Source organism: Paenibacillus sp. FSL R7-277, assembly GCF_000517965.1.
Classification (GTDB): Bacteria; Bacillota; Bacilli; order Paenibacillales; family Paenibacillaceae; genus Paenibacillus_AQ; species Paenibacillus_AQ silagei.
Window position 1 is genome coordinate 51,435 of the sequence record NZ_ASPX01000069.1, and the last position, 25,587, is coordinate 77,021.

General features: G+C 56.1%; 20 protein-coding genes. 16 read left to right on the top strand and 4 right to left on the bottom strand.

Going from position 1 to position 25,587, the window contains the following annotated elements; genetic code table 11:
- Positions 1 to 39: 39 nt before the first annotated feature.
- On the bottom strand, positions 40 to 441 hold the full coding sequence (locus C173_RS19480; protein ID WP_036727896.1) for a secondary thiamine-phosphate synthase enzyme YjbQ: 402 nt from the start codon (positions 439 to 441) through the stop codon (positions 40 to 42).
- 194 nt (positions 442 to 635) lie between these two features.
- On the opposite strand from C173_RS19480, the gene cysT reads away from it, so the two are divergent.
- From cysT to C173_RS19505, 5 genes are all read left to right on the top strand, one after another.
- Positions 636 to 1,451, top strand: coding sequence for a sulfate ABC transporter permease subunit CysT (gene cysT, locus C173_RS19485; protein WP_036727564.1), 816 nt, complete (start codon positions 636 to 638; stop codon positions 1,449 to 1,451).
- Positions 1,448 to 2,245, top strand: coding sequence for a sulfate ABC transporter permease subunit (locus tag C173_RS19490; RefSeq protein ID WP_036727565.1), 798 nt, complete (start codon positions 1,448 to 1,450; stop codon positions 2,243 to 2,245). The genes cysT and C173_RS19490 overlap by 4 nt, the downstream gene beginning before the upstream one ends.
- 2 nt (positions 2,246 to 2,247) lie before the next feature.
- Positions 2,248 to 3,312 carry a sulfate/molybdate ABC transporter ATP-binding protein gene (locus tag C173_RS19495; protein ID WP_036727567.1) on the top strand — a complete coding sequence of 355 codons (1,065 nt, stop codon included), beginning with the start codon at positions 2,248 to 2,250 and terminating at the stop codon, positions 3,310 to 3,312.
- Positions 3,313 to 3,342: 30 nt separating this feature from the next.
- Positions 3,343 to 4,416, top strand: a complete 1,074-nt coding sequence (locus C173_RS19500; RefSeq protein ID WP_036727569.1) for a sulfate ABC transporter substrate-binding protein — start codon at positions 3,343 to 3,345, stop codon at positions 4,414 to 4,416.
- 199 nt (positions 4,417 to 4,615) lie between these two features.
- Positions 4,616 to 5,398, top strand: a complete 783-nt coding sequence (locus C173_RS19505; protein ID WP_036727571.1) for an MBL fold metallo-hydrolase — start codon at positions 4,616 to 4,618, stop codon at positions 5,396 to 5,398.
- A 185-nt stretch (positions 5,399 to 5,583) separates the two neighbouring features.
- Here C173_RS19505 and C173_RS19510 read toward each other — a convergent pair whose 3' ends face one another.
- Together C173_RS19510 and C173_RS19515 are read right to left on the bottom strand one after the other, a co-directional pair.
- Positions 5,584 to 6,561 carry an SDR family oxidoreductase gene (locus tag C173_RS19510; protein WP_036727572.1) on the bottom strand — a complete coding sequence of 326 codons (978 nt, stop codon included), beginning with the start codon at positions 6,559 to 6,561 and terminating at the stop codon, positions 5,584 to 5,586.
- A 210-nt stretch (positions 6,562 to 6,771) separates the two neighbouring features.
- Positions 6,772 to 7,710 (bottom strand): AraC family transcriptional regulator, encoded by a 939-nt coding sequence (locus tag C173_RS19515; protein ID WP_235191956.1) that lies wholly within the window; start codon positions 7,708 to 7,710, stop codon positions 6,772 to 6,774.
- Between the two features lie 477 nt (positions 7,711 to 8,187).
- On the opposite strand from C173_RS19515, the gene C173_RS19520 reads away from it, so the two are divergent.
- The 11 genes from C173_RS19520 (at position 8,188) to hydF (C173_RS19570) (ending at position 24,529) form a co-directional block, all read left to right on the top strand.
- Entirely contained in the window at positions 8,188 to 9,975 is a 1,788-nt protein-coding gene (locus tag C173_RS19520; protein WP_051478187.1) for an ABC transporter ATP-binding protein, read from the top strand.
- A 330-nt stretch (positions 9,976 to 10,305) separates the two neighbouring features.
- Positions 10,306 to 11,373 carry a [FeFe] hydrogenase H-cluster radical SAM maturase HydE gene (gene hydE / locus C173_RS19525; RefSeq protein ID WP_036727574.1) on the top strand — a complete coding sequence of 356 codons (1,068 nt, stop codon included), beginning with the start codon at positions 10,306 to 10,308 and terminating at the stop codon, positions 11,371 to 11,373.
- Positions 11,374 to 11,476: 103 nt separating this feature from the next.
- A complete protein-coding gene (locus C173_RS19530) occupies positions 11,477 to 12,469 on the top strand; it encodes a 2-oxoacid:acceptor oxidoreductase family protein (protein WP_036727575.1) in 993 nt (330 codons plus the stop codon).
- Between the two features lie 21 nt (positions 12,470 to 12,490).
- The gene (locus tag C173_RS19535) at positions 12,491 to 14,779 is read left to right on the top strand and encodes a thiamine pyrophosphate-dependent enzyme (protein ID WP_036727577.1); all 2,289 of its coding nucleotides are present in this window, start codon (positions 12,491 to 12,493) and stop codon (positions 14,777 to 14,779) included.
- Between the two features lie 159 nt (positions 14,780 to 14,938).
- Entirely contained in the window at positions 14,939 to 15,436 is a 498-nt protein-coding gene (nuoE, locus tag C173_RS19540; RefSeq protein WP_036727578.1) for an NADH-quinone oxidoreductase subunit NuoE, read from the top strand.
- Between the two features lie 38 nt (positions 15,437 to 15,474).
- The gene (gene nuoF / locus C173_RS19545) at positions 15,475 to 17,352 is read left to right on the top strand and encodes an NADH-quinone oxidoreductase subunit NuoF (protein ID WP_200869574.1); all 1,878 of its coding nucleotides are present in this window, start codon (positions 15,475 to 15,477) and stop codon (positions 17,350 to 17,352) included.
- Positions 17,353 to 17,369: 17 nt separating this feature from the next.
- Positions 17,370 to 19,106, top strand: coding sequence for an NADH-dependent [FeFe] hydrogenase, group A6 (locus C173_RS19550; RefSeq protein ID WP_036727580.1), 1,737 nt, complete (start codon positions 17,370 to 17,372; stop codon positions 19,104 to 19,106).
- A 47-nt stretch (positions 19,107 to 19,153) separates the two neighbouring features.
- Positions 19,154 to 20,578 carry a [FeFe] hydrogenase H-cluster radical SAM maturase HydG gene (hydG, locus tag C173_RS19555; RefSeq protein WP_036727581.1) on the top strand — a complete coding sequence of 475 codons (1,425 nt, stop codon included), beginning with the start codon at positions 19,154 to 19,156 and terminating at the stop codon, positions 20,576 to 20,578.
- Between the two features lie 27 nt (positions 20,579 to 20,605).
- Entirely contained in the window at positions 20,606 to 21,796 is a 1,191-nt protein-coding gene (gene hydF, locus C173_RS19560; RefSeq protein WP_036727583.1) for a [FeFe] hydrogenase H-cluster maturation GTPase HydF, read from the top strand.
- A 14-nt stretch (positions 21,797 to 21,810) separates the two neighbouring features.
- Entirely contained in the window at positions 21,811 to 23,223 is a 1,413-nt protein-coding gene (locus tag C173_RS19565) for an aspartate ammonia-lyase (protein ID WP_036727903.1), read from the top strand.
- Between the two features lie 37 nt (positions 23,224 to 23,260).
- The gene (gene hydF, locus C173_RS19570) at positions 23,261 to 24,529 is read left to right on the top strand and encodes a [FeFe] hydrogenase H-cluster maturation GTPase HydF (RefSeq protein ID WP_036727585.1); all 1,269 of its coding nucleotides are present in this window, start codon (positions 23,261 to 23,263) and stop codon (positions 24,527 to 24,529) included.
- A 173-nt stretch (positions 24,530 to 24,702) separates the two neighbouring features.
- Here hydF (C173_RS19570) and C173_RS19575 read toward each other — a convergent pair whose 3' ends face one another.
- Positions 24,703 to 25,509, bottom strand: coding sequence for a Cof-type HAD-IIB family hydrolase (locus C173_RS19575; protein ID WP_036727586.1), 807 nt, complete (start codon positions 25,507 to 25,509; stop codon positions 24,703 to 24,705).
- Positions 25,510 to 25,587: the final 78 nt, after the last annotated feature.

The following is a 25,587-nucleotide window of genomic DNA, read 5'->3' on the forward strand; positions in this document are numbered from 1 at the left end:
GGTTCATGCGTAGCTGCTCTTCTACAAGGACAGGCAGTGCTAGCCTTCCATAATTTTGAGGTGGCACTGGCGTTGCCTTGGACCATCGAACTCGCAAAAATAGATGCCCTGCCAGCGGCCCAGCAGCACAGCCCCTTCATGAATAATCAGGGTCTGCGAAGGACCGGCCGTAATGGATTTCAAGTGGGAAGCCGTATTGCCCTCGGCATGGCGGTATTTGGGATGCTCCCAGGGATAGACCTCATCCAGACGCATCAACACATCGCGCTTCACATCAGGATCGGCGTTCTCGTTAATCGCAATCCCTGCGGTGGTGTGCGGGCAATAGACAATCAGCAGTCCGTTAAGAACTCCGCTATTCTTCACATAAGCCTGAACCTCGCGGGTAATATCCCGCATTTCATCCCGTTTGCTGGTGGTGATCTCCATAGTATGCAGCATCATGAACAGCCCCTCTCTGGTTTGGATATAACAAGTGCTACTTATACTTTAACCCAAAAACTAACAAAGTAATTGACGGCAGCAAGCGGTATTTGGTAAAGTAGGAATAACTTTAAACCAAGTATATTAATAGGAATAATCAAACCTTAAAGTCGAGTATACCGACCGGTTATCCGGAGGTGGGAGGTTGACCATTGAATTCGCTGATCAGGCACAAGGGCTGGACCTGGGGATTTAGATCAACGGTTGTACTGTATTTCGTCATTCTGATTGTGCTTCCGATCCTTGGGGTCTATTACAATTCATTCTCATCCGGGCTCGGAAGCTTCACTGAAAGTGTGAGCGATCCGATTGCCTGGAAGTCGGTCCTGTTAACACTCAAACTGGCGGTCATTGCGGCTCTTACGAATGTGCTGCTGGGCACGATGATCGCCTGGGTCCTTATCCGTTATAAGTTCCGGGGCAGGGCGCTGCTGAACAGCCTTGTTGATCTCCCGTTTGCCCTGCCAACTGCGGTTGGCGGACTGATGATTCTGCTGCTGCTGGGCCCGGGAAGCCTGATTGGGGGCCTTGCGGAATCGCTGGGCTTCACGATTGTTTTTCACCAGCCTGCCATTGTGATTGCCATGGTCTTCGTCACATTCCCCTTCGTCATCCGGGCGGTGCAGCCGCTGCTGGAGGAGCTGGACGCTTCGGAAGAAGAGGCAGCCTATACGATGGGAGCGAAGCCCAGCAGGGTCTTCCTACAGGTGATCTTGCCGTCTATGGCACCTGGCATGATCGGCGGCGGGATGCTGGCCTTCTCGCGGGCGCTCGCTGAATTCGGTGCGGTAGTTCTCGTGGCAGGCAATATTCCGGGGCGAACGCTGGTGTCTTCTGTTTATATTTTCGGTGAGGTCGAAAGTGATAATCCGGCGGGAGCTGCCGCGGTGTCGATCATTCTGTTGACCTTATCCTTCCTGATTCTCTGGCTGATCAGCCTCATGCAGATGCGGGGGAGAAGATCATGAGAAGATTGTGGATTGCACTGACCTACCTCGTGTTCTTCGTCCTGATTGCAGCTCCGCTTGGCAGGATGACAATGGGGGCCTTCAGCGAAGGCTGGAGCGGCTTCTGGAACGCCCTGACCCGGCCCGAGGCGCTGCATGCGCTGCTGATGACCGGATATGTTGTAGTGGTTGTGACGCTGCTGAATACGCTGTTTGGGATCATGACGGCCCTGTATCTGGTACGGGCGAACTGGCTGGGCCGGCGCCTCAAAAGCCTGCTGAACAGCATCGTGGATCTGCCTTATGCGGTATCGCCGGTTATCGGAGGGCTGATGATCGTTCTGCTGCTCGGGCCGGACAGTGCGCTGGGTGCGTTGTTTGAGCAAATTGGAGTGAAGATTGTGTATGCTTTTCCGGGAATGGTGATTGCTACGCTGTTCGTCACGTTCCCGCTAATGGTGCGTGAGGTGATGCCGGTACTGCAAGAGATCGGGTCCCAGCAGGAAGAGGCCGCGTCCACACTTGGCGCATATGGCTGGACGACCTTCTGGAAGGTGACCTGGCCTTCAATCCGCTGGGCGGTCATCTATGGAGTGATTCTGACGGTGGCCCGCTCACTGGGTGAGTTCGGTGCGGTGCTCGTCGTCTCAGGCAATATTATGAACCGGACCCAGACGGCCACCACACTGGTCTATCAGGATGTCGAGAATTTCAATGTTACGGCTGCGGGCGGGATAGCACTGGTGCTGGCCGCATTCTCCGCAGGACTGCTGCTGCTTATGGAATGGAGCAAGAGAAGAAAGGGAGGGCACTAATTATGCATGTAGAGGTCCGGGGACTCGATAAGCATTTTGGCGATTTTCATGCGGTGAAGGATGTCCATTTCGGCATTACCAAAGGCCATCTGATTGGGCTGCTTGGCCCAAGCGGCGGCGGCAAAACCTCGATCCTGCGGATGCTGGCGGGCCTTGAGACGCCGGACAGCGGCGAGATTATTTTCCACGGCCGGGCGGTGAACCATCTTCCGCCGCAGGAGCGTGAGATCGGCTTTGTCTTCCAGAACTATGCGCTGTTCAAGCATATGACGGTGTTCGAGAATATCGCCTTCGGCCTGAAAGTCAAGAAAGCTAGTAAGTCAGTCATCCGTGACCGTGTCACCGAGCTGGTGGAGCTGACCGGACTGAAGGGCTTCGAGAGCCGGTATCCGCATCAGCTGTCCGGGGGGCAGCGCCAGCGGGTGGCTTTTGCCCGGGCGCTGGCCCCTGAGCCGCAGCTGCTGCTGCTGGATGAGCCGTTCGCGGCGATTGATGCGAAGATCCGCCAGGAGTTGCGTTCCTGGCTGCGGGAGCTGATCGAACGTGTCGGGATCACCTCAATCTTCGTCACCCACGACCAGGATGAGGCGATTGAAGTTGCGGATGAGATTATGATCATTAACCAGGGGCGGCTGGAGCAGAAGGGTACGCCTTGGGATATCTATAAAGAGCCGAAGACACCGTTCGTGGCAACCTTCATCGGGGAATCGACGCTGATCGGGAGTGCTTCCGAGCTGAAGGGCTTCGAAGGCGCAGGCGGCGGTAAGCCGACCAAGGCGCTGATCCGTCCGGAATATATTGAGGTGGGCCATCTGCATGAATTCAAAATAGCTTCGGCCACGGAGCAGGGCGTTGTGAAGCATCTGCATTTCCGCGGCAGTGAATGGCTGGTGGAGGTTGAGATCAATGGACATAAGCTGGTCACCTACCGCTCTCTGGAGAAAGAAACGCTGACTCCGGGCCAGGAAATATCTGTGCTGGTACACCGCGCCTACCTGTTCAATGAGGAGCGGAGCTGGATTCAGGAGAATGGCCTTAAGAAAGATCCGATGCCTGTATTTATCTAAAAAATAAATGATGTGGGATGTGTCGCCGGTATGAGGCTTATCAGAAGGAGCAGACAACTGCACGGATGGCTGACGGTCTTACTGCTGGCGGTGTTCGCCCTGACCGCTGCCGGCTGCGGTAATGAGCAGCCGGCTGCAGGAGAGGGAGGTGCGCCGCCGCAGGGAGATCTAACGCTTGTGGTGGGCGCCTACAGCGTGGTGAAGGATGCCATGGGCGAGATTCTCCCCGGGTTCGCGGAGAAGTGGAAGGCGGATACCGGTCAAACTATCGTATTCCAGCAGTCTTATGAAGCTTCAGGCACCCAGGCGAGGGCAATTGCCGGCGGCTTCGAGGCGGATGTCACGCTGCTTGCCATGGAAGGCGATATCGGGAAGCTGGTCAAGGCGGGCCTTGTGGAGAAGGACTGGAAGCAGCGAGGCGGCGAGGCGGGAATGGTGACGCGGTCGGTTGTGGCCCTGGGGACGCGGGAGGGCAATCCGAAGGGAATTCATGATTTTGCCGATCTGGCGAAGCCGGGGGTCAAGGTGCTCTACCCTAATCCGAAGACCTCCGGCGGTGCCCAGTGGGACATCAACGCGATCTACGGGGCCGGCCTGAAGCGTTCTGAGGAGCAGGAGGGGGCGAAAGACCCTGCGGCTGCCAAGGCCTTCCTGGAGAGCATACACAGGAACGTCGAATCTCTGGATAAAAGCGGGCGGGCCTCCATGGCTGCCTTCGAGTACGGCGTAGGCGATGTGATCGTCACTTATGAGAATGAGCTGCTGGCGCGGATTGCAGAAGGTGTGAAGTATGAGGTGGTCATCCCGAAGAATACGATTCTGATCGAGAATCCTGCGGCCGTGGTGGATAAATACGCGGATAAGCATGGTACCCGTGCGGCCGCAGAAGCGCTGGTCGATTATCTGACGACGCCTGAGGCGCAGGAGATATTCGCCAAGTTCGGCTTCCGTCCCGTGAACCGGCAGGTCTATGCGGCACATGAGAGCCAGTATCCGGTTCCTGCCGGACTGTTCGACATCAGCTATCTTGGCGGCTGGGAGGAAGTCCGCACCACGCTGTACTCCAAGCGGGGCATATGGTATCAGGTGCTGGCCGGGATCTAGGCGGGTAGTTGAGACGGAAGAGGATTAGAAGACACCTGCTTAGTGTGGAGTGCGAAGGATTAAGAGAGCTGTTCTCCGGCCGGATCAGGCTGAAGGGCAGCTCTTTACTGTCTTACAGGCCGGGGTGCAAAGGACCGGCTCCTGTTCTATAATGAACTGACGGATATTCGAGAAAAAAGATGATGAGGTGGGCAGGCATATGGATACATTAGTGTTCCTCGGAACAGGGGATGCCATGGGCGTACCCCGGGTCTACTGTGATTGTGAGACCTGTACGGAAGCAAGAACCACCGGGCGCAATAACCGCCTGCGTTCTTCTGTGCTTATAGATAACGGCAGCGGCTTCCTGGCGATTGACTGCGGACCGGACTGGCGGAGACAGATGGAGCTGCAGGGGCACCGCACCATGAAGCGTCTGCTCGTGACACATGCGCATTTCGATCATATCGGCGGGCTGCCGGAATGGGCAGACAGCTGCCGCTGGATGGGCTTCCGGGGAGAGCTGTACGCTCCGGCGGAGGTCATTCCCGTCATCCAGCGCCAATACCCGTGGCTCAGCGGGCATATCGACATGATCCCTTGCGATGACGGCATTACGCTGGATGGCTGGCAGATTAGCACATGGCGGGTGAACCATGGCAAGAATGGTTACTCCTATGCCTACAGGCTGGAGAAGGAGGAATATATCTGGGTGTACTGCCCGGACTCGATCTCTCTGACCACGGAGGAAACCAGGCGTATGCATGGAGCGGATCTGCTGGTGCTGGGAACCAGCTTTTATTACGAGGCAGCTGAGTTATCCACCCGCTCTGTGTATGATATGACCGAAGCCGCCGACCTGCTGGAGACCGTTCAGCCGCGCCGCGCGGTCTACACGCATATGTCGCATGATATCAATCTGGAGAAGGATTATATTCTGCCGGAGAAGGTTACGCTGGCCGTTACAGGGATGAGGCTTCCGCTGTGCCGGGAGCAGATCTGAGTATTGAAGGGAAGCAACAGGTTCACGGATAACCCAAAAAGGAGCTTTCCAGAAAGTTAGTTTGTACTGACTTTTTGGAAGGCTCTTGCTCGTTGTTTAGGAATTATGATTTTCTTTTGTGGGGATGGGCTCCATGCTCCATAGCCAGTAACTTTGTTCTTTGTACGATCATTTATGGGGTTTGCTTAACGCAGCGATTGGCCTGTAAAATAATCACCCTGTGCGATTTCGGCCAGCAGGCCGCGCTCCTGCGGGTTCCAGCCGAAACGCTCGCGGGTCAATGCTGAAGACACGGGATTGTCGGTCGAGACAAACGGGCCCAGCCAGCCGAAATACGAAGCGGCTTCTTCCATTTGTATCTGCTTGGATGGCACACTCGCCTGCCGCGCAATCGCTTCCGCAATCTGCCTGAAGGGCAAGCCTTCTTCCCCGGCAGCATGGAGCCGCGTGCCCGCCGGAGCCTGCTCTACGGCCAGCCTGAATAGACGCGCCGCATCAAGCCGGTGTACGGCGGGCCAATGATTGGTCCCTTGCCCGATATAGGCGGCAGCGCCCTTGGATCTTGCGGCCCGGATCAGGGAGGGCAGCAGGCCGCCTTGGTCGCCGTTGCCGTATACGATCGGCGGCAGACGTACCAGCGATGCCCTGACGCCGGATCCGGCAAGTGCGAGCACAGCCTTCTCCGACGCCACCCGTCCTCCTCCGATAGATGAGGCATCTCCTGCATCCTCCTCGGTCGCCAGCCTTCCGGGAGTGAGCGTCATAGTGGGGATCGCAATTACAAGCGCTCCAGACCGCCCGGACTGCCCGGCTCCCAATGCCTGAATGGCGCGGCAATCCGTGCCGACTGCTGCTGCCATGAAACGTGCCGCCGCCCGCCCCGGACTTCCGCCCAGCATAATCCGCATTTTTGCCGGCAGGCCGGCATGGGAGAACTTATGATAGAATGCCGTATGCACAACTGCATCGGCCTGAGCTGCTTCCCGGCGCAAAAGCTCTGTGTTCTCAATAGAGCCGCGAACAGCTCTCGTTCCAGCCGCCTCCAGCCGCTCGGCCGCTTCCTTGGAGCGTACCAGCCCGGCCACTTCATGTCCGCCCTCAAGCAGTTCCCGGACCACTGCCGACCCGATAAAGCCGCTTGCTCCCGTTACAAAAATCCGCATTCCGGTATCCTCCTTGTAGAATCAAGCCTCTAAATCCCTGTACAAAGCAGCTTGTTCCAACGATGATTTCCGCTTCGCCGCTTGGCTTATCCGGATAAGATCAGTATAGACGGCCCGATACCCTTTCATTTGACTGTTCTGCTTGATTTCTTGCCCGATTCAACGGAAAAGCCCCCCGTTGACAAGATCGGAGGGCTTGCTGGGTAGCATTCAGGAGATGAGGCCCGATTTCCACTTGGCGATATCCCGGCTCGGCGGATTGCCGAAGAAGCGGCTGTAATCCCGGCTGAACTGGGAATCGCTGATATATCCGACCAGTTGGCTCGCCGTGGTAATATCCCGCCCGCCGGACAGCATCAGCCGCCGCGCTTCCTGCAGCCTTAGCGCTTTCTGGTACTGGAGCGGGCTCATGGAGGTCACCGACTTGAAATATTCGCGGAAGGAGGACTCGCTGAGATGGACCATGTCTGCCAGCTCGGCAATTCTCAGCGATTCGGCGAAGTGGGTCCGCAGCCAGTCGATCGCTTTGGCGACGCGCTGGACATCCGAGCCGGCCAGCATGGTCTCGGCCACATAGACCCCGATGGGACTGCGCAGCAGCCGGATGAAAATCTCATCCGCCGCAAGCGAGGCCAGCAGGCCGTTGTCGCCGGATTCGTCCAGGCATGCGACCAGCCTGGCTACCGCGCCGATCAAGGCCGGTTCACCTTCCAGCACATAGCTTGCGCTGCGCTTGCCGATCTTCGGCAGGCCGTTCGGGAAGACCTGAGGGATAAGCGCAGCGATTCTGCGCGGATCGAGATAGACGCCCACGCCGAGGAACGGTTCCGAAGCGCTTGCCTGAATCGTCTGCATGCGGATGGGCACCGCTACGGGAGCAACCAGAATGCGCGAGCCGCTGTATTCGGAAGTGGCTTCGCCGATCTTGATCATTTTGGTGCCCTGGGCGGCAATGCCCACCGTCGGCCACTGCATCGTGTACATGTAATCGGACGGCTCTGTTCTGGAGTAGCGGTTGAAATACAATCCTTGTATCGCTGTCTCGGCAGTCCCGTCACGTGTAACATGAGCCTCGATCAGCCGGGCCAGCCGGAGCGTTTCCTGCCGTGTTTGCTCTTCTGCTACTACCTCCATATGTGTTTTGGCCATGACCATTCATCCTCTCTTAACGATCCATACTTTGTGCAAGTATACAATACTCTCCCCCATATTTCCCCCAAGTGATCACCAAGCATCCGCAATGATTTCCGCATAACCCCCGCATAACTCCGCAGTGTCTTTTGAAGCTACAGCGTTCAATTTCTTCAGGACTCTTCCAATGTATTTCAGCCCTAAGACCGATACGGGAATCCGCCCCCCGCCGCTGGGGTCCTTGCCAGGGGTCTAGTACACTAGTGGCATCGGAGCCGCAGAGAGTGAGCCCACGACGGGGTCGACTTCCAGTTTTATGAATATGATGCGTATATTTCTTTATTTTCAAAAAGAGAAGGAGGTACTATACTAAAACGATGTGCCAGTGGGGATGGTATTTTGCGCAAAAGCACCCGTGAGCCGGACGGGGAACTCCATGACAGCAAGGTATATGCCAAGGTGCGGGGTGCAGAATTCTAAAGGGGAGCTGATGTTGTGAGAAAGAAAGGCGCTTTTGCCAGATTAGGTACATACATGCTTAGGCATAAGCTGATCTATGCTGTATTGCTGTTGGTGACGTTATTCAGTATTGTGCTCGATCTTACGATGGCCTGGTTCCTGGCCCGGATTACGGATGCTGCTGTCCGGCTGGATGTGGAGGCGTTCAAGGGACTTACCTGGTTCGGGATTCTATTCTTGCTGGTTACGGGATTGAATACCTTCGTCAGTGCGTATCTCAAGACCAATGTATCGGCCAAAATCAGAAATGAGCTGCGTCAGGACATGATGGGGCATACGCTGGCCTTGCCGCAGTCTTATTTCGACCGCAATCATTCCGGTGATTTGTTGTCCCGTTTCACGAATGACAATCAGTCGGTGGGGGAAGCCTGCGGGCAGGTGATGCTGGATCTGCTGCGCAACCCGCTGCTGGCGGTAGCCTCCTTCGGCTATCTGCTCTATATTAACTGGCTGCTGGCGCTGATCTGCCTGTCCATCGGTCCGCTGCTGTTCCTGACCGGTAAAATCTTCGGCAACGCGATGCGCATCAACAGTGTGCGGGTGCAGGAAAGTATGAGCCGGACTACGGCTTTTCTGAACGATATTCTGGGCAGCAGTATGGTGTTCAAGGCATTCTCCATGGAACGCAGGCTGCAGAAGCAATATGTTGGCTACAGTGAGGATATTGCCTCAGGAGAGAAAAAGAAAGCGAGAATCGAAGGAGCCACCGGAGCGATTTCCTCCTTGCTGGGGAATCTGACCTTCCTGCTGGCTCTGGTGATTGCCGGGTGGTTCGTGGCGAATGGAAGACTTGAGGTCGGGGCGATGATTGCCTTCATTCAGCTGATGAATTATCTGGTTGGGCCGTTCTCGTCCCTGCCGGGCCTGGTTGCTTCCATGCAGCAGTCGCTGGGTGCGGCGGAGCGGATCTTCGAGGTGATGGATGCGCCTGCTGAGGTTGAGGTGCTGCCTGAGGTCCAGGCGGAGCTGCCGGGGTTCGGGGAGCTTCAGCTCGCAGAGGTGTCATTTAGCTATCCGGGCAGTGAGAAGCAGAGCCTTAACAAGGTTAGTCTGGAGCTGGCACGCGGCCAGCAAATGGCCGTAGTAGGTCCGAGCGGCGGCGGGAAATCCACCCTGTTCAAGCTGCTGCTGGGCTTCTACCAGACGGATGCAGGTGAGGTTGCGATCAACGGCCGTCCGATCAGCGGAATACCGCTGGCAGAGCTGCGCAGCTACTTCGCCTATGTGCCTCAGGAGTCGGGCCTGTATTCCGGGAGCATCCGGGACAATATCGAGAGCGGCAAGCCTGGTGCGTCAGACGAAGAGATTATCGAGGCGCTGCGGCAGGCGAATGCGTATGAGTTCGTGACGGAGCTGCCGGAAGGCATACACACGGATATTGGCGAGCATGGCTCCCGGTTGTCCGGCGGTCAGAGGCAGCGGCTGTCCATTGCCAGAGCGATGCTCAAAAATGCGCCGATTCTGCTGCTGGATGAAGCTACGGCTGCCCTCGACAATGAGTCGGAGCGAATGGTCCAGCAGGCGATCCGTAAGCTGATGAAGGATAAGACAACGCTTGTGATCGCCCACCGGCTCTCAACGATCCAGAATGCCGATGTCATCCTGGTGATGGAGAACGGGGAGATTGTGGAGCGGGGCGGACATGAGGTGCTGCTTGCGGCGGAGGGACGGTACTCGGATCTGTATCACTCCCAGCTGGAGGAAGAAGAGGTGCCGGAGGGGCTGGAGGTCTGGAAGGACGAATACCAGCAAGTAACACTTTAATGATTTGAAGGGGAGGCTTAAGGTCCTCCCGAAGCATAAACAACGGGTTTCCGGCCATCGGAGACCCGTTATTTGTGTATGCCAATCCTTAAATGTTCCAGGTTTCTGAGCTGGGTGCCATAAGGATGAAAACGGGATTACAGCACCTGGGATACAATTCGCAGAATATACACAAAAAGCAGAAATAAAGCCGATTAACACCGTCATGTAACTATCACCCCCTGCATAGTCTAGAGTAATTCGTTAAGCAAGAGCTTGTTTAGCCTGAGAAAAGGCGGAAACAACCAGCTTTATCGTTGGGCGGGGCCTGCGGGATGGAGGAAATATCAGATGGAGAGATTGCTGGACAAATTAGTTGAGCGCCATGAGCTGGATAAGGAGGAGATTATCTGCTTACTGCAGCATCTCACCGCTGAGCGCAAGGACAGGTTATTCCATCTGGCGGTACAGACGCGGAAGCTGCATTATGGTGAAAGCGTTTTTTTAAGAGGCTTAATTGAATTCTCCAGCTTCTGCAAGCAGGATTGCCTGTACTGCGGTCTGCGCCGGTCGAATCCTTCGGCACAGCGTTACCGGCTGACGGAGGAGGAAATTCTGGAGTGTGCGGAAGAGGGCTACCGCCTCGGGTATCGTTCATTTGTCCTGCAGAGCGGAGAGGATTACTACTTCACGGAAGCCCGGCTGATCCGCATAATCACGAGCATGAAGCTCCGTTTTCCAGAGGCGGCAATTACGTTGTCTATCGGTGAGCGTAGCGAAGCCTTTTACCGTGCACTGTTTGATGCAGGGGCTGACCGGTACCTGCTCCGGCATGAGACAGCCTCACGCTCCCTGTACCAGTCATTGCATCCGGGAATGTCCTATGATCACCGTGTGAGCTGCCTGCATACGCTCAAGGACATTGGCTACCAGGTTGGAGCGGGCTTCATGGTGGGTCTTCCCGGGCAGACCTGTGAGCACCTGGCAGAGGATCTCCTGTTTCTGAAGGAGCTCCATCCGGAGATGATCGGCATTGGCCCGTTCATCCCGCATAGCGCAACGCCGCTTAAGGATGCGCAGGGTGGAACGGTAGAGGACACGCTTGTAATGATTGCTATGGCCAGACTGCTTGTCCCGGAGGCGCTGATACCTGCTACCACGGCCATGGGGACGCTTGATCCAGTCGGCAGGGAGAAAGCACTTGGGGCAGGCTGCAATGTAGTGATGCCCATTCTGTCCCCGCTCGGTGTCCGCAGGAAATACGCCCTGTATGAGAACAAAATCTGTATGGGTGACGAGGCATCTCTGTGCAGGAGCTGTCTTGAGATGAGAATCGCAGCCGCTGGCTATCGGATTGACCTCAGCAGAGGGGATCACTGCAGCTTCACCGGCAGAGCAGGGGGAGAACCAAGAAGGTAAGGGATTATTTCAATCTAGTAAGTGAATAAATTCACGATTCATGAACTAGAGTTTAAAAGCACGATCTTCCGTAAGGCTCACCAAACTTCAAGGAGGAAATCCAATGTCAACGTTGCCACAAAAGAATGCGCTTGGCTTTTATGAAATCCGTCTGGAATCTATTGGCGGACTGGGCGCCAACCTGGCAGGCAAGATGCTTGCCGAGACCGGCGCGCTGGAGCTGGGCTTCAATGCAGCGAACTTCTCGTCTTACGGTTCGGAGAAAAAAGGAACCCCGATCAAAACCTTTGTCCGCTTCTGCGACCCGGAGGTGGAGATCAGGGATCATAGTCCCATTGAGGAGCCCCATCTGATCGCGGTTTTTCACGAAGCCCTGTACAGAACCGTTAACGTGGTCAGCGGCCTGCAGCCGGAGGGTGTGGTGCTGGTTAACACTACACGGGACTTCGATGAGGTCCGGACAGACCTGAAGCTTGAATACGGTACGGTTGCTCTGGTGGATGCCATGGGAATTGCCGTTGAGGAAGAGACCAAAGTAAACACCTCGATGCTCGGTGCGATGTTCCGGATCTGTGATTTCCTTGATCCGGAGGCAATGCGTAAGGTCATCCGCCGTACCTTTGAGAAGAAATATCCGCACCTGGTGGAGCCCAACATCCGCACCTTCGACCGCGGCTATAACGAAGTGAGATTTAAGACCTACGAGGTGCCCGCAGGGACCGTGGCCGCTCCCTTCAAGCGCACACAATCTCTGCTCGGCTATGAGACACAGGTGCCGGGCGGCGTCATTCTGGCTCAGGGCAACAGCACCCAGAAGGATCTGAGCGGCTCGCGTTCCGGTGTCCTGCCGGTACTGGACATCGATTCATGTATCAGCTGCGCGGCCTGCGACAGTGTGTGCCCGGACAACTGTTTTGTCTGGGAGGAAGGCGAGGATAAGCGCGGACGGCCGCAGCAGACCCTGCTTGGCATCGACTATCACTACTGCAAAGGCTGCCTGAAATGCATCGATGTCTGCCCGACGGAGGCGCTGACCAGTATCCGTGAAGAGGTCGGGTTTGCCGAAGAGCACCGCGTTCCGCAGGTATTCAAGTAAATGGACAGGGAGGATACAACAATGGCGGTTAGTGAGAATACAGAGGCACAGGCCGTACCTGCCGAGCAGGTGACCTGCTTCGAATCAGGGAATGAAATGGCGGCTACGGCAGCGGCTCAGATCAACTATCATATCATGGGTTATTTTCCGATTACGCCTTCCACCGAGGTGGCACAGTATCTGGACCAGATGAAAGCCCGCGGCCAGCATGATATTCAGCTGATCGCTGCAGACGGGGAGCATGGCTCTGCCGGGATATGCTACGGTGCGGCTATGGCCGGTGCACGCGTAATCAATGCTACCAGCTCGCAAGGCTTCCTGTATATGCTGGAGCAGCTGCCCACCCAGTCCGGGACGAGGTTCCCGATGGTACTGAACCTGGTTACCCGTGCAGTGAGCGGACCGCTGGATATCCGCGGGGACCACTCCGATTTGTATTATGGCCTGAATACAGGCTGGGTGATCCTGACAGCCAGCACCCCCCAGGCTGTATATGACATGAACATCATGGCTCTCAGAATTGCCGAACATGCGGAGGTACGCCTGCCTGTTATCGTCGCCTATGACGGCTTCTTCACCTCCCACCAGAAACGCAAGGTCCAATACTTCAAGGAGAACGAAGCGGTACAGAATTTCGTGGGCCAGAACCCGAATCATAATTATCCGAATGTGTCCGATCCCGCCCATCCGGTGACCATAGGTGCGCATATGGGCGGCGATGACCTGCTGAATAACCACTATCAGCTGTCGCTGGCACTGGATAAAGCGGGCGAGGTCTATGCGGAGGTTGCGCGGGAATATGCCGCCTTGTCGGGGCGTGAACATCAAGTACTGGACCTGTACCGGATGGACGATGCTGAAGTGGCGGTGTTCCTGCTGAACTCCGCCGGGGAATCCGCCAAGGATACCGTTGACGCGCTGCGGGCCAAGGGTATCAAGGCGGGTCTGGTCCGCCCCAATATCATTCGTCCGTTCCCGGCGGAGCAGCTCCGCCAGGCGCTTAAGAACGTCAAGGCGCTGCTGGTCGGTGAACGCGCGGATTCGTACGGTGCCAAGGGCGGGAACCTGACCCATGAGATCCGCTCAGCGCTGCAGGTGGACCCTGATAACCAGACGATCATCCTCTCCCGTATTTTTGGCCTGGGGGGCAAGGACTTCTATGCGGATGATGCGGAAGCCTTCTTCCAGCTGGCTATGGATGCAGCAGCTAAAGGTTATGCCGAGATCCCCTTTGACTATCATGGTTATTACCCCGGCGACCCCAAGAACGCCCTTGCTCCGGTCAGTGAGCCGCTGTATGGGGAGGCTTACAAGAGCGGCCTTATTGAAGTGACGCCAGGCGAAGACGGCCGGCTGAAGGTGAAGCTGCCTCCGCTCCGGCAGCTGACCGCCAAGCCGCACCGGCTGGCCCCCGGACATGGCGCCTGTCCCGGCTGCGGGGCACTATCCGCACTGGAGCTGTTCTTCAAGGGAATCGAAGGCGATATGGTGGTTCTGTTCCAGACGGGCTGTGCCTATGTTGTGACAGCCAGCTATCCTTACTCCTCCCATAACCAGACCTTCGTACACAACCTGTTCCAGAACGGTGCAGCTACTCTCGCTGGTATGGTGGATGCCTTCTATGAATTGAAACGGCGCGGCGAGATTCAGATCAGTGATGATGTCACCTTCGTAATGGTATCCGGTGACGGCGGCATGGATATCGGGATGGGGGCTACCGTAGGGGCGGCGCTCCGCAACCATAAAATGATCATTCTTGAATACGATAACGAGGGCTATATGAACACCGGTTCACAGCTGTCCTATTCCACGCCTGTAGGCCATATGACCAGCACCTCCGGAGTGGGCAAAACGCAGAAGGGGAAAAAAGGGCATCACAAGGATACAGCTCAAATACTCGCGGCCTGCAACATCCCTTATGTATTCACCGGTGCCGAATCCAATCCCCAGGATCTGCTGCAGAAGGCAGCCAAGGCCCAGTGGTATGCGAATAACGTCGGCACTGCCTACGGGAAGCTGCTCTGTGCCTGCCCGCTGAACTGGAAGACTCCTGACCATAGCGGCCATGACCTGGTGAAGGCGGCTGTGGATTCCTGCTTCTTCCCGCTGTATGAAATTGAGCAGGGCCTCACCAGCATCACCTACAATCCGGAGCTGAAGGGCAAGCGTATTCCGGCAGTGGATTGGCTGAAGGGAATGGGCAAAACCAAGCATCTGCTCAAGGATGAAGAGCTGCTCCACAGCTTCGAGACCGAAATTGAGCGCCGCTGGAGCCGGCTGAAGCTCAAGCACGAAAGCACTCTGCTCTAGTAAGGAGTGAGATGAGGCCGGCTGAAATACAGATGTTGGCCTCATCCTGTTCAATTGAAAATCATTCTCAATACAGTATATACAGATTGCAGCAAAAAATGTTCGATTCCTGATCACCTTGCAACACTTTTTAGCTAAGTAAGCGGAGGGGGCGATAATATGGAACAACAAGTTAGCAGCTGCGGGAACGCAGCCGAAGCAGATGAGAAGCTGATGAAGGTCCAGACCGCGATTGCACAGTTCAAAATGATCAAAGGGGCTCTCATTCCTGTGCTCCATGAAATTCAGGATATCTACGGGTATCTGCCGGAGCACGTGCTACAGATAGTGTCTGCCGAGCTTAACCTGCCGATGAGTGAAATCTATGGTGTGGCCTCGTTCTATCATTTCTTTTCGCTCACCCCCAAGGGGGAGCATGTGGTTCATGTGTGTCTCGGGACGGCGTGCTATATCAAGGGGGCACAGGGCGTTCTTGACCGTCTCAGCACAGAGCTTAAAGTGCCTGTACAAGGAACGACAGAGGACAACAAGTTCACACTTGAAGCCACGCGCTGCCTGGGGGCCTGCGGACTTGCACCGGTCATGACGATCGGCGAGAAGGTTCATGGACGGCTCGCACCTAACAATATTCCGAAAATTCTGAAGGAATACAATTGACATCCTGCGCCTGTGGCGCAGCGACAGGAGGGAAGGGCATGAAGCTTCTAACGGATCTTGAAGCGATCAGAACACTTACGCAAGGCCGTCTGGACAACCGGAGAATTACCGGGGAATCACCGGATTCCATCAAGTATCGATCGGTAATGGTATGCGGCGGGACGGGGTGCACCTCATCAGATTCCAACCAGATCATCGCCAGGCTGAATCAGGAAATAGCGGGCCACGGTATTCAGGAGCAGGTGGAGGTCGTTCGCACCGGCTGCTTCGGCTTATGCGAGCTCGGGCCGGTCGTCATTGTCTATCCGGAAGGGATATTCTACAGCCGGGTGGAGGTTCAGGATATTCCGAAGCTGGTGGAGGCGCATCTGCTCAACGGCAAACCGTATGAGAAGAAAATCTATGAGAAGACCAGGCAGAACGGCGAAATCCTGAACTTCGAGGAAACCGAGTTCTACAAGAAGCAGGTGCGGATCGCCTTGCACAACTGTGGAGTCATTGACCCGGAGAATATTGATGAATACATCGGCAGTGACGGCTACCAGGCGCTCGGCAAGGTACTGAAGACGATGAGCCGCCAGGAGGTTATTGAGACGATGAAGCAGTCCGGTCTGCGGGGACGCGGGGGCGGCGGATTCAATACAGGCCTGAAGTGGGAATTTGCCGCGAAGCAGGAGGCAGAGCAGAAGTATGTCATCTGCAATGCGGATGAAGGAGACCCGGGAGCGTTCATGGACCGCTCGATCCTCGAAGGCAATCCGCATTCTGTCATTGAGGCGATGGCGATTGCCGGCTATGCCATTGGCTCTAATCAGGGCTTCATCTATGTCCGCGCAGAATATCCCATCGCGGTTCAGCGGTTTATGAGAGCGCTTGATCAGGCCCGCGAATATGGTCTGCTCGGCGACAATATCCTTGGCACTGGCTTCGGCTTCAGCATTGAGGTGCGGCTTGGCGCCGGAGCCTTTGTCTGCGGAGAAGAAACGGCATTGATCCATTCCATTGAAGGACACCGGGGGATGCCGACACCCAAACCGCCTTTTCCGGCTGTTCAGGGGTTATGGGGACAGCCTACGATCATTAATAATGTGGAGACCCTGGCGAATGTTGCCCAGATTATGCTAAGAGGCGCCCCGTGGTATGCAAGCATCGGGACCGAGAAGTCAAAAGGCACCAAAGTCTTCGCGCTGGGCGGGAAAGTGGTGAATACCGGTCTCGTTGAGGTTCCTATGGGAATTACCCTGCGCGAGGTTATTTTTGAGATTGGCGGCGGGATTCCGGGGGGCAAGAAATTCAAGGCTGTACAGACCGGCGGACCTTCCGGCGGCTGTCTGACCGAGGAGCATCTGGACTGCACCATTGATTTTGATACGCTGACCAGCCTGGGCTCGATGATGGGCTCCGGGGGCATGATCATCATGGATGAAGACACCTGCATGGTTGACGTAGCCAGATTCTACCTGGATTTCACGCGCGATGAGTCGTGCGGGAAATGTACGCCCTGCCGCATCGGCACCAAACGCCTGCTGGAGCTGCTGGATAAGATTACGGAAGGCAAAGGCAGCCTGGAGGATCTGGAGAAGCTGGAGAATCTCTCGGCGCAGATCAAGAATGCCTCCCTGTGTGCGTTAGGACAGACCGCTCCGAATCCGGTATTGTCCACCATCAAGTATTTCCGCGAAGAGTACCTGGCCCATATTGAAGGCCACAAATGTCCGGCCGGTGTCTGTAAATCGCTGATCGCTTATGAGATTGATCCGGAGCTGTGCCGGGGCTGCAGCCTCTGCGCCAAAAAATGTCCGGCAGATGCGATTTCCGGCGAAATGAAGGAGCCGTTTGTCATTGACACGGCTGTCTGCATCAAGTGCGGTGTCTGCTTCGATGTATGCAAGTTCAAGGCCGTAGCGATAGTCTGACGAGGGGAGGGATCACTTTGGATACGGTTAAAATTATGATTGACGGGTTGGAGACAGAAGTCGACAAAGGGACGACCGTGCTTGAAGCCGCGCGCAGTCAGGGCATTGATATTCCGACCCTGTGTTATTTAAAAGGGCTCAACCATTCGTCCAGCTGCCGGGTATGTGTGGTTGAGGTGGGTCCGCGGCTCATTGCCTCCTGTACGCTGATTGCGGAGGAAGGCATGAAGATCCGGACGAACACCCGCAAGGTGCGCGATGCCCGCAAGGCTTCAGTGGAGCTGCTGCTGTCCGACCATAATCAGGAATGTCTCAGCTGCTCCCGCAGCGGCGGCTGTGAGCTGCAGGATGTCTCCAGTATGCTGAATATCCGCAGAGTGACTTACACCGGCGAGAAATCGAGCCAGGAGAAGGATTATACCTCCCCGTCCATCGTGCGCGATGCCTCGAAATGCATCCTGTGCGGCCGCTGTGTCGGGGCTTGCGGAACCATGCAGACGGTGGGGGCGATCGGCTTCGCAAAGCGCGGCTTCGATACGGTAATCTCAACCGCGTTCGGCCGTCCGCTGGCCGAATCTACCTGCGTCAACTGCGGCCAGTGCATTATGGCTTGTCCGGTAGGGGCCCTTACGGAGCATGAGAACATTGATGATGTGTGGCATGATCTCGCAGACCAAAGCAAAGTTGTCGTTGTCCAGACAGCGCCTGCGGTACGTGTCGCCCTGGGAGAAGAATTCGGCCTGCCGGTGGGAACCCGGGTGACGGGCAAAATGGTCGCAGCGCTGCGCAGGCTTGGATTTGATAAAGTGTTCGATGCGAACTTTGGCGCCGATCTCACCATCATGGAAGAAGGGACAGAGCTGCTCTCCCGCCTCCGCAGCGGAGAGAACCTGCCGCTGATGACGTCCTGCTGCCCCGGCTGGGTGAAATTTATGGAGCATAACTTCCCTGACAAGCTGAGTAACCTGTCTACCTGCAAATCCCCGCATGAAATGGAAGGTGCGATGGTGAAGTCCTTCTTCGCCAAGAAAGCCGGCATAGACCCCAAGAATATGGTCGTCGTCTCCATTATGCCTTGTACGGCCAAGAAGTTCGAAGGCGCGCGCGAAGAGCTGTCGAGTGAAGGGCTGCAGGATGTCGATTGGGTCCTCACCACGCGCGAGCTGGCATCCATGATCAAGGAGGCCGGTATAGACTTTGTGAACCTGAAGGATGAGGCCTTCGATAATCCGATCGGCAAGGGTTCGGGGGCAGCGGTGATCTTCGGGGCAAGCGGCGGTGTTGCAGAAGCGGCACTCCGCACGGTGTTCGAAATGACCTCGGGCAAGGAGCTGGCTACGATTGAATACACAGCGGTTCGGGGAATGGACGGGATCAAGGAGAATGTGATCGAGCTGCCTGACGGGCAGAAGATCCGCACAGCTGTTGTTCATGGTCTGGGCAATGCCCGCAGGCTGATGGAAGCGATGGAAGCCGGGGAGAAAAGCTATGAGTTCGTAGAGGTCATGGCCTGTCCCGGCGGCTGTATTGCGGGCGGAGGCCAGCCGATTCTGGACGCGGGCACAGCCGCACGGATTGACATTAAGGCAGAGCGTGCCAAAGCAATCTATTCGGAAGACGAGGCGCAGACGGTTCGTAAATCGCATAACAATCCTTTTATTAAAGCGCTGTATGAAGAATTCCTGGGAGAGCCTAACAGCCATCTGGCACATGAGCTGCTGCACACCCATTATAAGGCCCGTTCCAGGGTATAAGCAGTTGTCCCTATATTCAGCCACATATTCAAGAGGAGGTGACGAGGTTGCGGAAGGGCTGGGAAGCGGCGGATTTTATCAATGATGAAGAAATTCTTGTAAGTCTGGCAGAAGCGAAGATTAAGGCCGGCGATGAGGCTTATGTCCAGTCGATTCTGAAAAAAGCGGAAGCCTGCAAGGGGCTTACCCACCGGGAGGCAGCTGTGCTTCTGGAGGTTACAGATCCGGAGGTACTAAGCAGCATTAACCGCGCTGCCAAGGTGATTAAAGAGAAAATTTACGGTAACCGCATTGTATTATTCGCTCCCTTATATATAAGCAACTACTGCGTCAATAATTGCGACTACTGCGGATACAAGCACACTAACAAGGATTTCCTGCGGCGGAAGCTGAGCCAGGAGGACCTGGCGGCTGAGGTCCGTGTGCTTCAGGAGCTGGGGCACAAGCGTCTTGTGGTGGAGGCCGGAGAAGATCCGGTGAACTGTGACATTGACTATGTGGTGGAAGCCATCCGGACGATCTATTCCGTCAAGGTCGGCAACGGCAGCATCCGCCGGGTGAACATTAATATTGCTGCGACCACCGTAGAGGATTACACGAAGCTCAGGGATGCCGAGATCGGAACGTATATTTTATTCCAGGAGACCTATCACCGGCCCACCTATGCAGCCATGCATCCCCAGGGTCCCAAAAGCGATTATGACTGGCACACTACGGCTATGGACCGCGCGCAGACAGGGGGGATTGACGATGTGGGCATAGGCGTGCTCTATGGCCTGTATGACCATAAATACGATACTGTCGCCATGCTGATGCATGCCGAGCATCTGGAGGAGCGGTTTGGTGTGGGTCCGCACACGGTGTCTGTTCCCCGGCTGCGTGAGGCGGAGAATGTAAATTTGGATATCTATCCGCATCTGGTGAAGGACGAGGATTTCAAGAAGCTGGTGGCCGTCCTGCGCCTGGCCGTTCCTTACGCCGGAATGATTCTCTCCACCCGGGAAGAGCCTTCCTTCCGTGACGAGGTCATCAAGCTGGGAATTTCCCAGGTGAGTGCGGGCTCCTGTACCGGGGTCGGGGGCTACATGGAGAATAAGCAGAGGGCCGAAGGGCAGCCGGGCGAGAAGCCTCAGTTCGAGGTCAGTGATCACCGTTCACCGGAGGAGATTATCCGCGGACTATGCCAGGACGGATACGTACCCAGCTATTGTACCGCCTGCTACCGGGAAGGCCGGACCGGCGACCGCTTCATGCGGCTGGCCAAATCCGGGCAGATCCATAATATATGCCAGCCCAATTCCCTGCTGACCTTCAAAGAATATCTGCTGGATTATGCAGACGATACGACCCGTCATCTGGGGGAAGAGATCATCCGCAAGGGGCTTGAGGATATTCCGAAGGAAGCGGCGAGAAAGGCTACGGTCGACCGGCTCCAGCGCATAGAGAAGGGTGAACGGGATTTACACTTCTAAAAATCGCATGTTGAGGAGAGAATTGTTATGCAGTTTACACCACAATCCAACAAAATGCATATCGCTGTTTTTGGAAGAAGAAATTCAGGGAAATCCAGTCTGGTCAACGCGCTCACGGGAAAATCAGCCCTGCTGGTCAGCGATGAGCCGGGAACGACAACAGAGCCGATCTTTCAGTATCTGACGATGAAGAATCTGGGCACCTCGATCATCGTGGATACCGCCGGAATTGATGACGCTGACCTCTTCCGGGTGCAGAAGACACGGGAGGTTATGGATCTGACCGATCTTGGAATCATGATTTTCTCGGATGAGGCCGGTGACTATAAGCTGGAGAAGGAATGGGTCCGGGAAATGGAGAAACGGAATATCCCGGTCATCGGGGTCATCGCCAAGACCGACGACCACTATACAGACATTGATTCCTTAAAAGCAGCATTGACGATCCCCTTCGTGAAGCTCAGCGTGAAGCGGAATACCAACCTTGGCAGCCTGCGCTTTGCCATGAGCGACCTTGCTCCTGCCGAGTTTGAGCGGAACAGTATCGTAGGGGACCTCGTGAACCTGGGCGATTTGGTCGTAATGGTGATGCCTGAATTGATCCCTGCGCCGAAATACCGGCTGGTAGCCTCACAGCAGCAGATCCTCCGCGACCTGCTCGATCATCATGCGATAGCCTTGTCTGTTACTGAAGAAGAGCTGCCGGAGCTGCTTGCGGGCTTAAACCGTCTGCCCAATCTGGTCATTACCGATTCTCAGGTGTTTGACAGAGTGAACGAGATTATACCAGCGAGCGTTCCATTAACCACGTTTGCGATCCTGATGGCGCGTTTTAAGGGGGATTTGGACACCTTTGTGGCCGGAGCGGGGATGATCTCCACCCTGAAGCCCGGTGACAAGGTTCTGCTGTCGGAGGCCTGTATCCATCACCCGCATAACGGGGAAATTGACCGTATGCTGGTGAAGACCAGACTGGAGGAGAGCGCCGGCGGCAGACTGGAGATTACAACCAGTGTGGGACCCGACTTCCCTGATGATATCTCCGGGTATAAGCTGATCGTGCACTGTGGAGGCTGTATCTTCAACCGCAAGCAGCTGATGATGCGGCTGCGCAGCTCGGGAGTGCAGAACGTGCCGATTACCAACTATGGCATCGCTTTTGCGTACTTCCGCGGCATTCTGCCACGTGTGCTGGAAATTCTGGAGATTAAGGCTTGAGACAGGTTGCCCCGATGGAGAATCTGCGGAACTCTTCTCGTATGGAGCAGGATGCACTGGGAACCAGAGCTGTACCTGAGTCAGCGTACTATGGTATTCATACCTTGCGGGCCATGGATAACTTTGCGGTCAGCGGCAGAACGGTCAATGCCCATCTGCTGCATGCCATGGTCATGGTGAAGAAGGCTGCGGCGCTGGCCCATCTGAAGCTGAATACCTATCCGGCAGCGATAGCCCTGGCGATTGTGCAGGCCTGCGATGAACTCCTGGCGGGTGCTTACAGTGAACAATTCACGGTAGACGCCCTGCAGGGCGGTGCCGGAACATCTACGAATATGAATGTGAACGAGGTCATCGCCAATCGTGCCATTGAGCTGCTGGGCGGGGAGCGGGGCGACTATTCACAGGTGCATCCCCTGGATCATGTCAACTGCTGCCAGTCCACCAACGATGTCTATCCCACCGCCCTGAGAATTGCTGCAATCGGGCGGGTCCGGGCCCTTAGTCAAGCCTTTGCAGTCCTGCAGGAAGCTCTGCAGGAGAAGGAAACGGCCTTCGCAGATGTGCTCAAGCTGGGCCGGACCGAGCTGATGGATGCCTTGCCGATGATGGCCGGGCAGGGCTTCGGGGCTTATGCCAAAGCGGTGGCCAGGGACCGCTGGCGGCTGTATAAAGTCGAGGAGCGGCTCCGGGAGATTAACATTGGGGGCACGGCGATCGGAACAGGGCTCAATGCCCCGGTGAAATATACGTTCCTGATGACCGATATTCTGCAGGAGTTGACCGGCTACGGCCTGGCCCGCAGTGAATTCCCGATGGACCCTACGCAGAATATGGATGTCTTCGCTGAAGTCTCCGGACTGCTGAAGGCGGCTTCTATTAATCTTATGAAAATATCGGGGGACCTGCGGCTGCTGGCCAGCGGACCGGCGGGAGGCCTGGGGGAGCTTGAGCTTCCGGCGGTGCAGGCAGGCTCCTCGATTATGCCGGGGAAAGTCAATCCGGTCATGGCTGAGCTGGCAGGGCTTGTGGCGATGCGGGTTATTGCCAATGATACCGCTGTGACGCTGGCGGCTGCGGGCGGCCAGCTGGAGCTGAATGCATTCATGCCGCTGATTGCGGATTCACTCCTGGAGTCGCTGGAGATTCTGGCAAATGCCGTGAACCTGTTCGAAGAGCGCTGTGTGCGGGGGATCCGTATCTGTGAGCAGCGTTGTCAGGAGCAGGTGATGAACTCCTCTGTGCTGGCTGCGGCGCTGATCCATCACCTCGGGTACGAGAAGAGCGCGGAGCTTGCCAAGCAGGCCAGCCGGGAAGGCCGGACGGTGCAGCAGGTGCTGGTTGAGGCGCAGCTGCTTCCGGAGGAAGAGATTGCCAGGATCCTGAATCCCTGCCAAGTGACCAGGCCGGGTGTACCCGGCCATTGAAATCGGCCCCGAGCTGATAGGGGAAGGAGAGAGCCGTATGAGTCTGAATCATACGCCCCGTTCGAACCGGCTGCATATCGCCATATTCGGCAGGAGCAACGCCGGGAAATCAAGCCTGATCAACGCGATCACAGGGCAGGATGCTGCGGTGGTGTCACCTGTTAAAGGAACAACAACCGATCCGGTGTATAAAGCGATGGAGCTGCTTCCGCTCGGACCGGTTGTATTCATAGATACCGCAGGCCTGGATGAGACAGGAGAGCTGGGCGAGCTGCGGAAGCAAAAGACGGCGCAGGTTCTTCATAAAACCGATATCGCCCTGATCGCCATAGATGCTGCCTGCGGTGTGCTCCCGCTGGACCGGGAGCTTGCCGGGTCCGTCCGCAGCAGGGGGATTCCGGCAATAGGGGTACTGAATAAAACAGATGTATTAGCAACAGGCGGGCCGTCGCAGGAGGAGGAGCTTGCCGCTCTGGTCACCCGGACAGAGCAGGAGCTGGGCATGAAGGTGATTCCGGTGTCTGCGCTGAAGCGGGACGGGATACCTGAGCTGATGAAGGCGATCGGCGCTTCTGTACCTGAAGCGGGGGATAAGTTCCGCATCATCGGGGATCTGGTCTCCCCGGGCGATCTGGTTGTACTTGTGGTTCCGGTTGATCAGGCGGCGCCCAAAGGCAGGCTGATTCTCCCGCAGCAGCAGACTATCCGTGATCTGCTGGAGAGCGATGCCATTGCCGTGGTCACCAAGGAATTCGAGCTGAAGGAAACGCTGGAGAGTCTCGGCAAGAAGCCGCGCCTGGTGGTGACCGATTCACAGGTATTCCTGAAGGCGGCCGCTGATACACCCCGGGATATTCCGCTGACTTCATTCTCGATCCTGTTTGCCCGGCAGAAGGGCAATCTCGAAGAGCTGGCGAGAGGTGCGCGCGCCATCGACAGGCTGCAGGATGGGGACCGGGTGCTGATTGCCGAGGGCTGCACCCATCACAGCCAGGCCGATGATATCGGCACGGTGAAGCTTCCGCGCTGGCTCCGCCAGGCCACCGGCAAGCAGCTGGAATTCGGGTTCGCCAGCGGTATGAGCTTCCCGGATGATTTGGAGGACTATGCCCTTATCGTTCATTGCGGCGGATGTATGCTCAGCCGCAGGGAGATGCTCTGGCGGATGGAGCAGGCCCTGGATGCCGGGGTTCCCATCGTCAATTACGGGGTTGCGATCGCTTATGTGCAGGGGATTCTGGAGCGGGCGGTCTCACCTTTTCCGCTGGCCCGGATGGCCTGGGAGGAGAGTATGCCGCAGGAATGATTGTGGTATTGCAGCAGGAAAATAGAATAAGGGTGCCTTGCCGCCGGTTCAGTGAACCGGAAGGAGGGCACCCTTTGTGCTGCTGCGGGAAGGAAGCGGCCGGAGTCCAAATATTTACCGCAGAGATCACTAAGCTTTAAGTTAGTATCTTAAGTTCAGCTTATACACGCTACTTATTCAGCAGTCTTCAGGATGAATTTATCAATGGCGTATTTCACGCCGTCCTCATTGTTGCTGAGGGTAACGAAATCGGCAATTTCCTTCAAGGCTGGAATGGCGTTCGCCATCGCGACACCGAGGCCGGCAGCTTCAAGCATCTCATGATCGTTCCAGGAATCGCCTACAGCGATGGTCTCGGACAGGTCGCAGCCGAAATGCTTAGCCAGGAATTCAAGCGCCAGGCCCTTGGTGCCTTCATGGTGCATGATCTCCAGGAAATGCGGCTTGGACTTCGTAATATGCACCGAATCGCCGAGCAGGCTGCGCAGAATCGGGGACAGTTCATCCAGGAAATCCGGATCGTCGATGATGAGCATTTTCGGTGTTTTTTGCGGAACCAGCTTCGCTTCCCAATCCGGTTCGATATAGTACTGTGTCCCGTTCAGGGTGGAATAATCGATCAGCTTCTGATTCTCTTCGCGGGCATACAGCTTGTCGTCAATGTAAGTCTGCAGGTGCAGATCATGCTCCACACAATACTGGAACAGCTTGCGCACCGCGTCCTGCGGCACATAACGCTCATACAGGACCTCTTCATCGAGCAGGTTCTTTACCAGCGCCCCCTGATAGGTGATGATGGGCACGTTCAGACCGGTCTGGCGGGCAATCGCCTGGGCGGAAGCATAAGCGCGTCCGGTAGCCAGAGTAACTACTACGCCAGCGGCTACAGCCTGCTCCAGCGCGGTTTGGGTGGCCGGGGTCACTTCCTTGTCGTCATTAATCAGGGTATCGTCAATATCAATGGCAATCAATTTGTACATTTGGGTTCTCTCCTAAGTGGTAAGTTGTAGTCCGATTATCCGCTGAAGCTTCTATAGGAAGGGTAACGGAAGAACGGC

Coding starts and splice junctions, on each gene's coding strand:
- C173_RS19480 (WP_036727896.1), bottom strand. CDS start 441: ATGCTGCATACTATGGAGATCACCACCAGCAAACGGGATGAAATGCGG.
- C173_RS19490 (WP_036727565.1), top strand. CDS start 1,448: ATGAGAAGATTGTGGATTGCACTGACCTACCTCGTGTTCTTCGTCCTG.
- C173_RS19495 (WP_036727567.1), top strand. CDS start 2,248: ATGCATGTAGAGGTCCGGGGACTCGATAAGCATTTTGGCGATTTTCAT.
- C173_RS19500 (WP_036727569.1), top strand. CDS start 3,343: ATGAGGCTTATCAGAAGGAGCAGACAACTGCACGGATGGCTGACGGTC.
- C173_RS19505 (WP_036727571.1), top strand. CDS start 4,616: ATGGATACATTAGTGTTCCTCGGAACAGGGGATGCCATGGGCGTACCC.
- C173_RS19510 (WP_036727572.1), bottom strand. CDS start 6,561: ATGCGGATTTTTGTAACGGGAGCAAGCGGCTTTATCGGGTCGGCAGTG.
- C173_RS19515 (WP_235191956.1), bottom strand. CDS start 7,710: ATGGCCAAAACACATATGGAGGTAGTAGCAGAAGAGCAAACACGGCAG.
- hydE (WP_036727574.1), top strand. CDS start 10,306: ATGGAGAGATTGCTGGACAAATTAGTTGAGCGCCATGAGCTGGATAAG.
- C173_RS19530 (WP_036727575.1), top strand. CDS start 11,477: ATGTCAACGTTGCCACAAAAGAATGCGCTTGGCTTTTATGAAATCCGT.
- C173_RS19535 (WP_036727577.1), top strand. CDS start 12,491: ATGGCGGTTAGTGAGAATACAGAGGCACAGGCCGTACCTGCCGAGCAG.
- nuoE (WP_036727578.1), top strand. CDS start 14,939: ATGGAACAACAAGTTAGCAGCTGCGGGAACGCAGCCGAAGCAGATGAG.
- nuoF (WP_200869574.1), top strand. CDS start 15,475: ATGAAGCTTCTAACGGATCTTGAAGCGATCAGAACACTTACGCAAGGC.
- hydF (WP_036727583.1), top strand. CDS start 20,606: ATGCAGTTTACACCACAATCCAACAAAATGCATATCGCTGTTTTTGGA.
- C173_RS19565 (WP_036727903.1), top strand. CDS start 21,811: ATGGAGAATCTGCGGAACTCTTCTCGTATGGAGCAGGATGCACTGGGA.
- hydF (WP_036727585.1), top strand. CDS start 23,261: ATGAGTCTGAATCATACGCCCCGTTCGAACCGGCTGCATATCGCCATA.
- C173_RS19575 (WP_036727586.1), bottom strand. CDS start 25,509: ATGTACAAATTGATTGCCATTGATATTGACGATACCCTGATTAATGAC.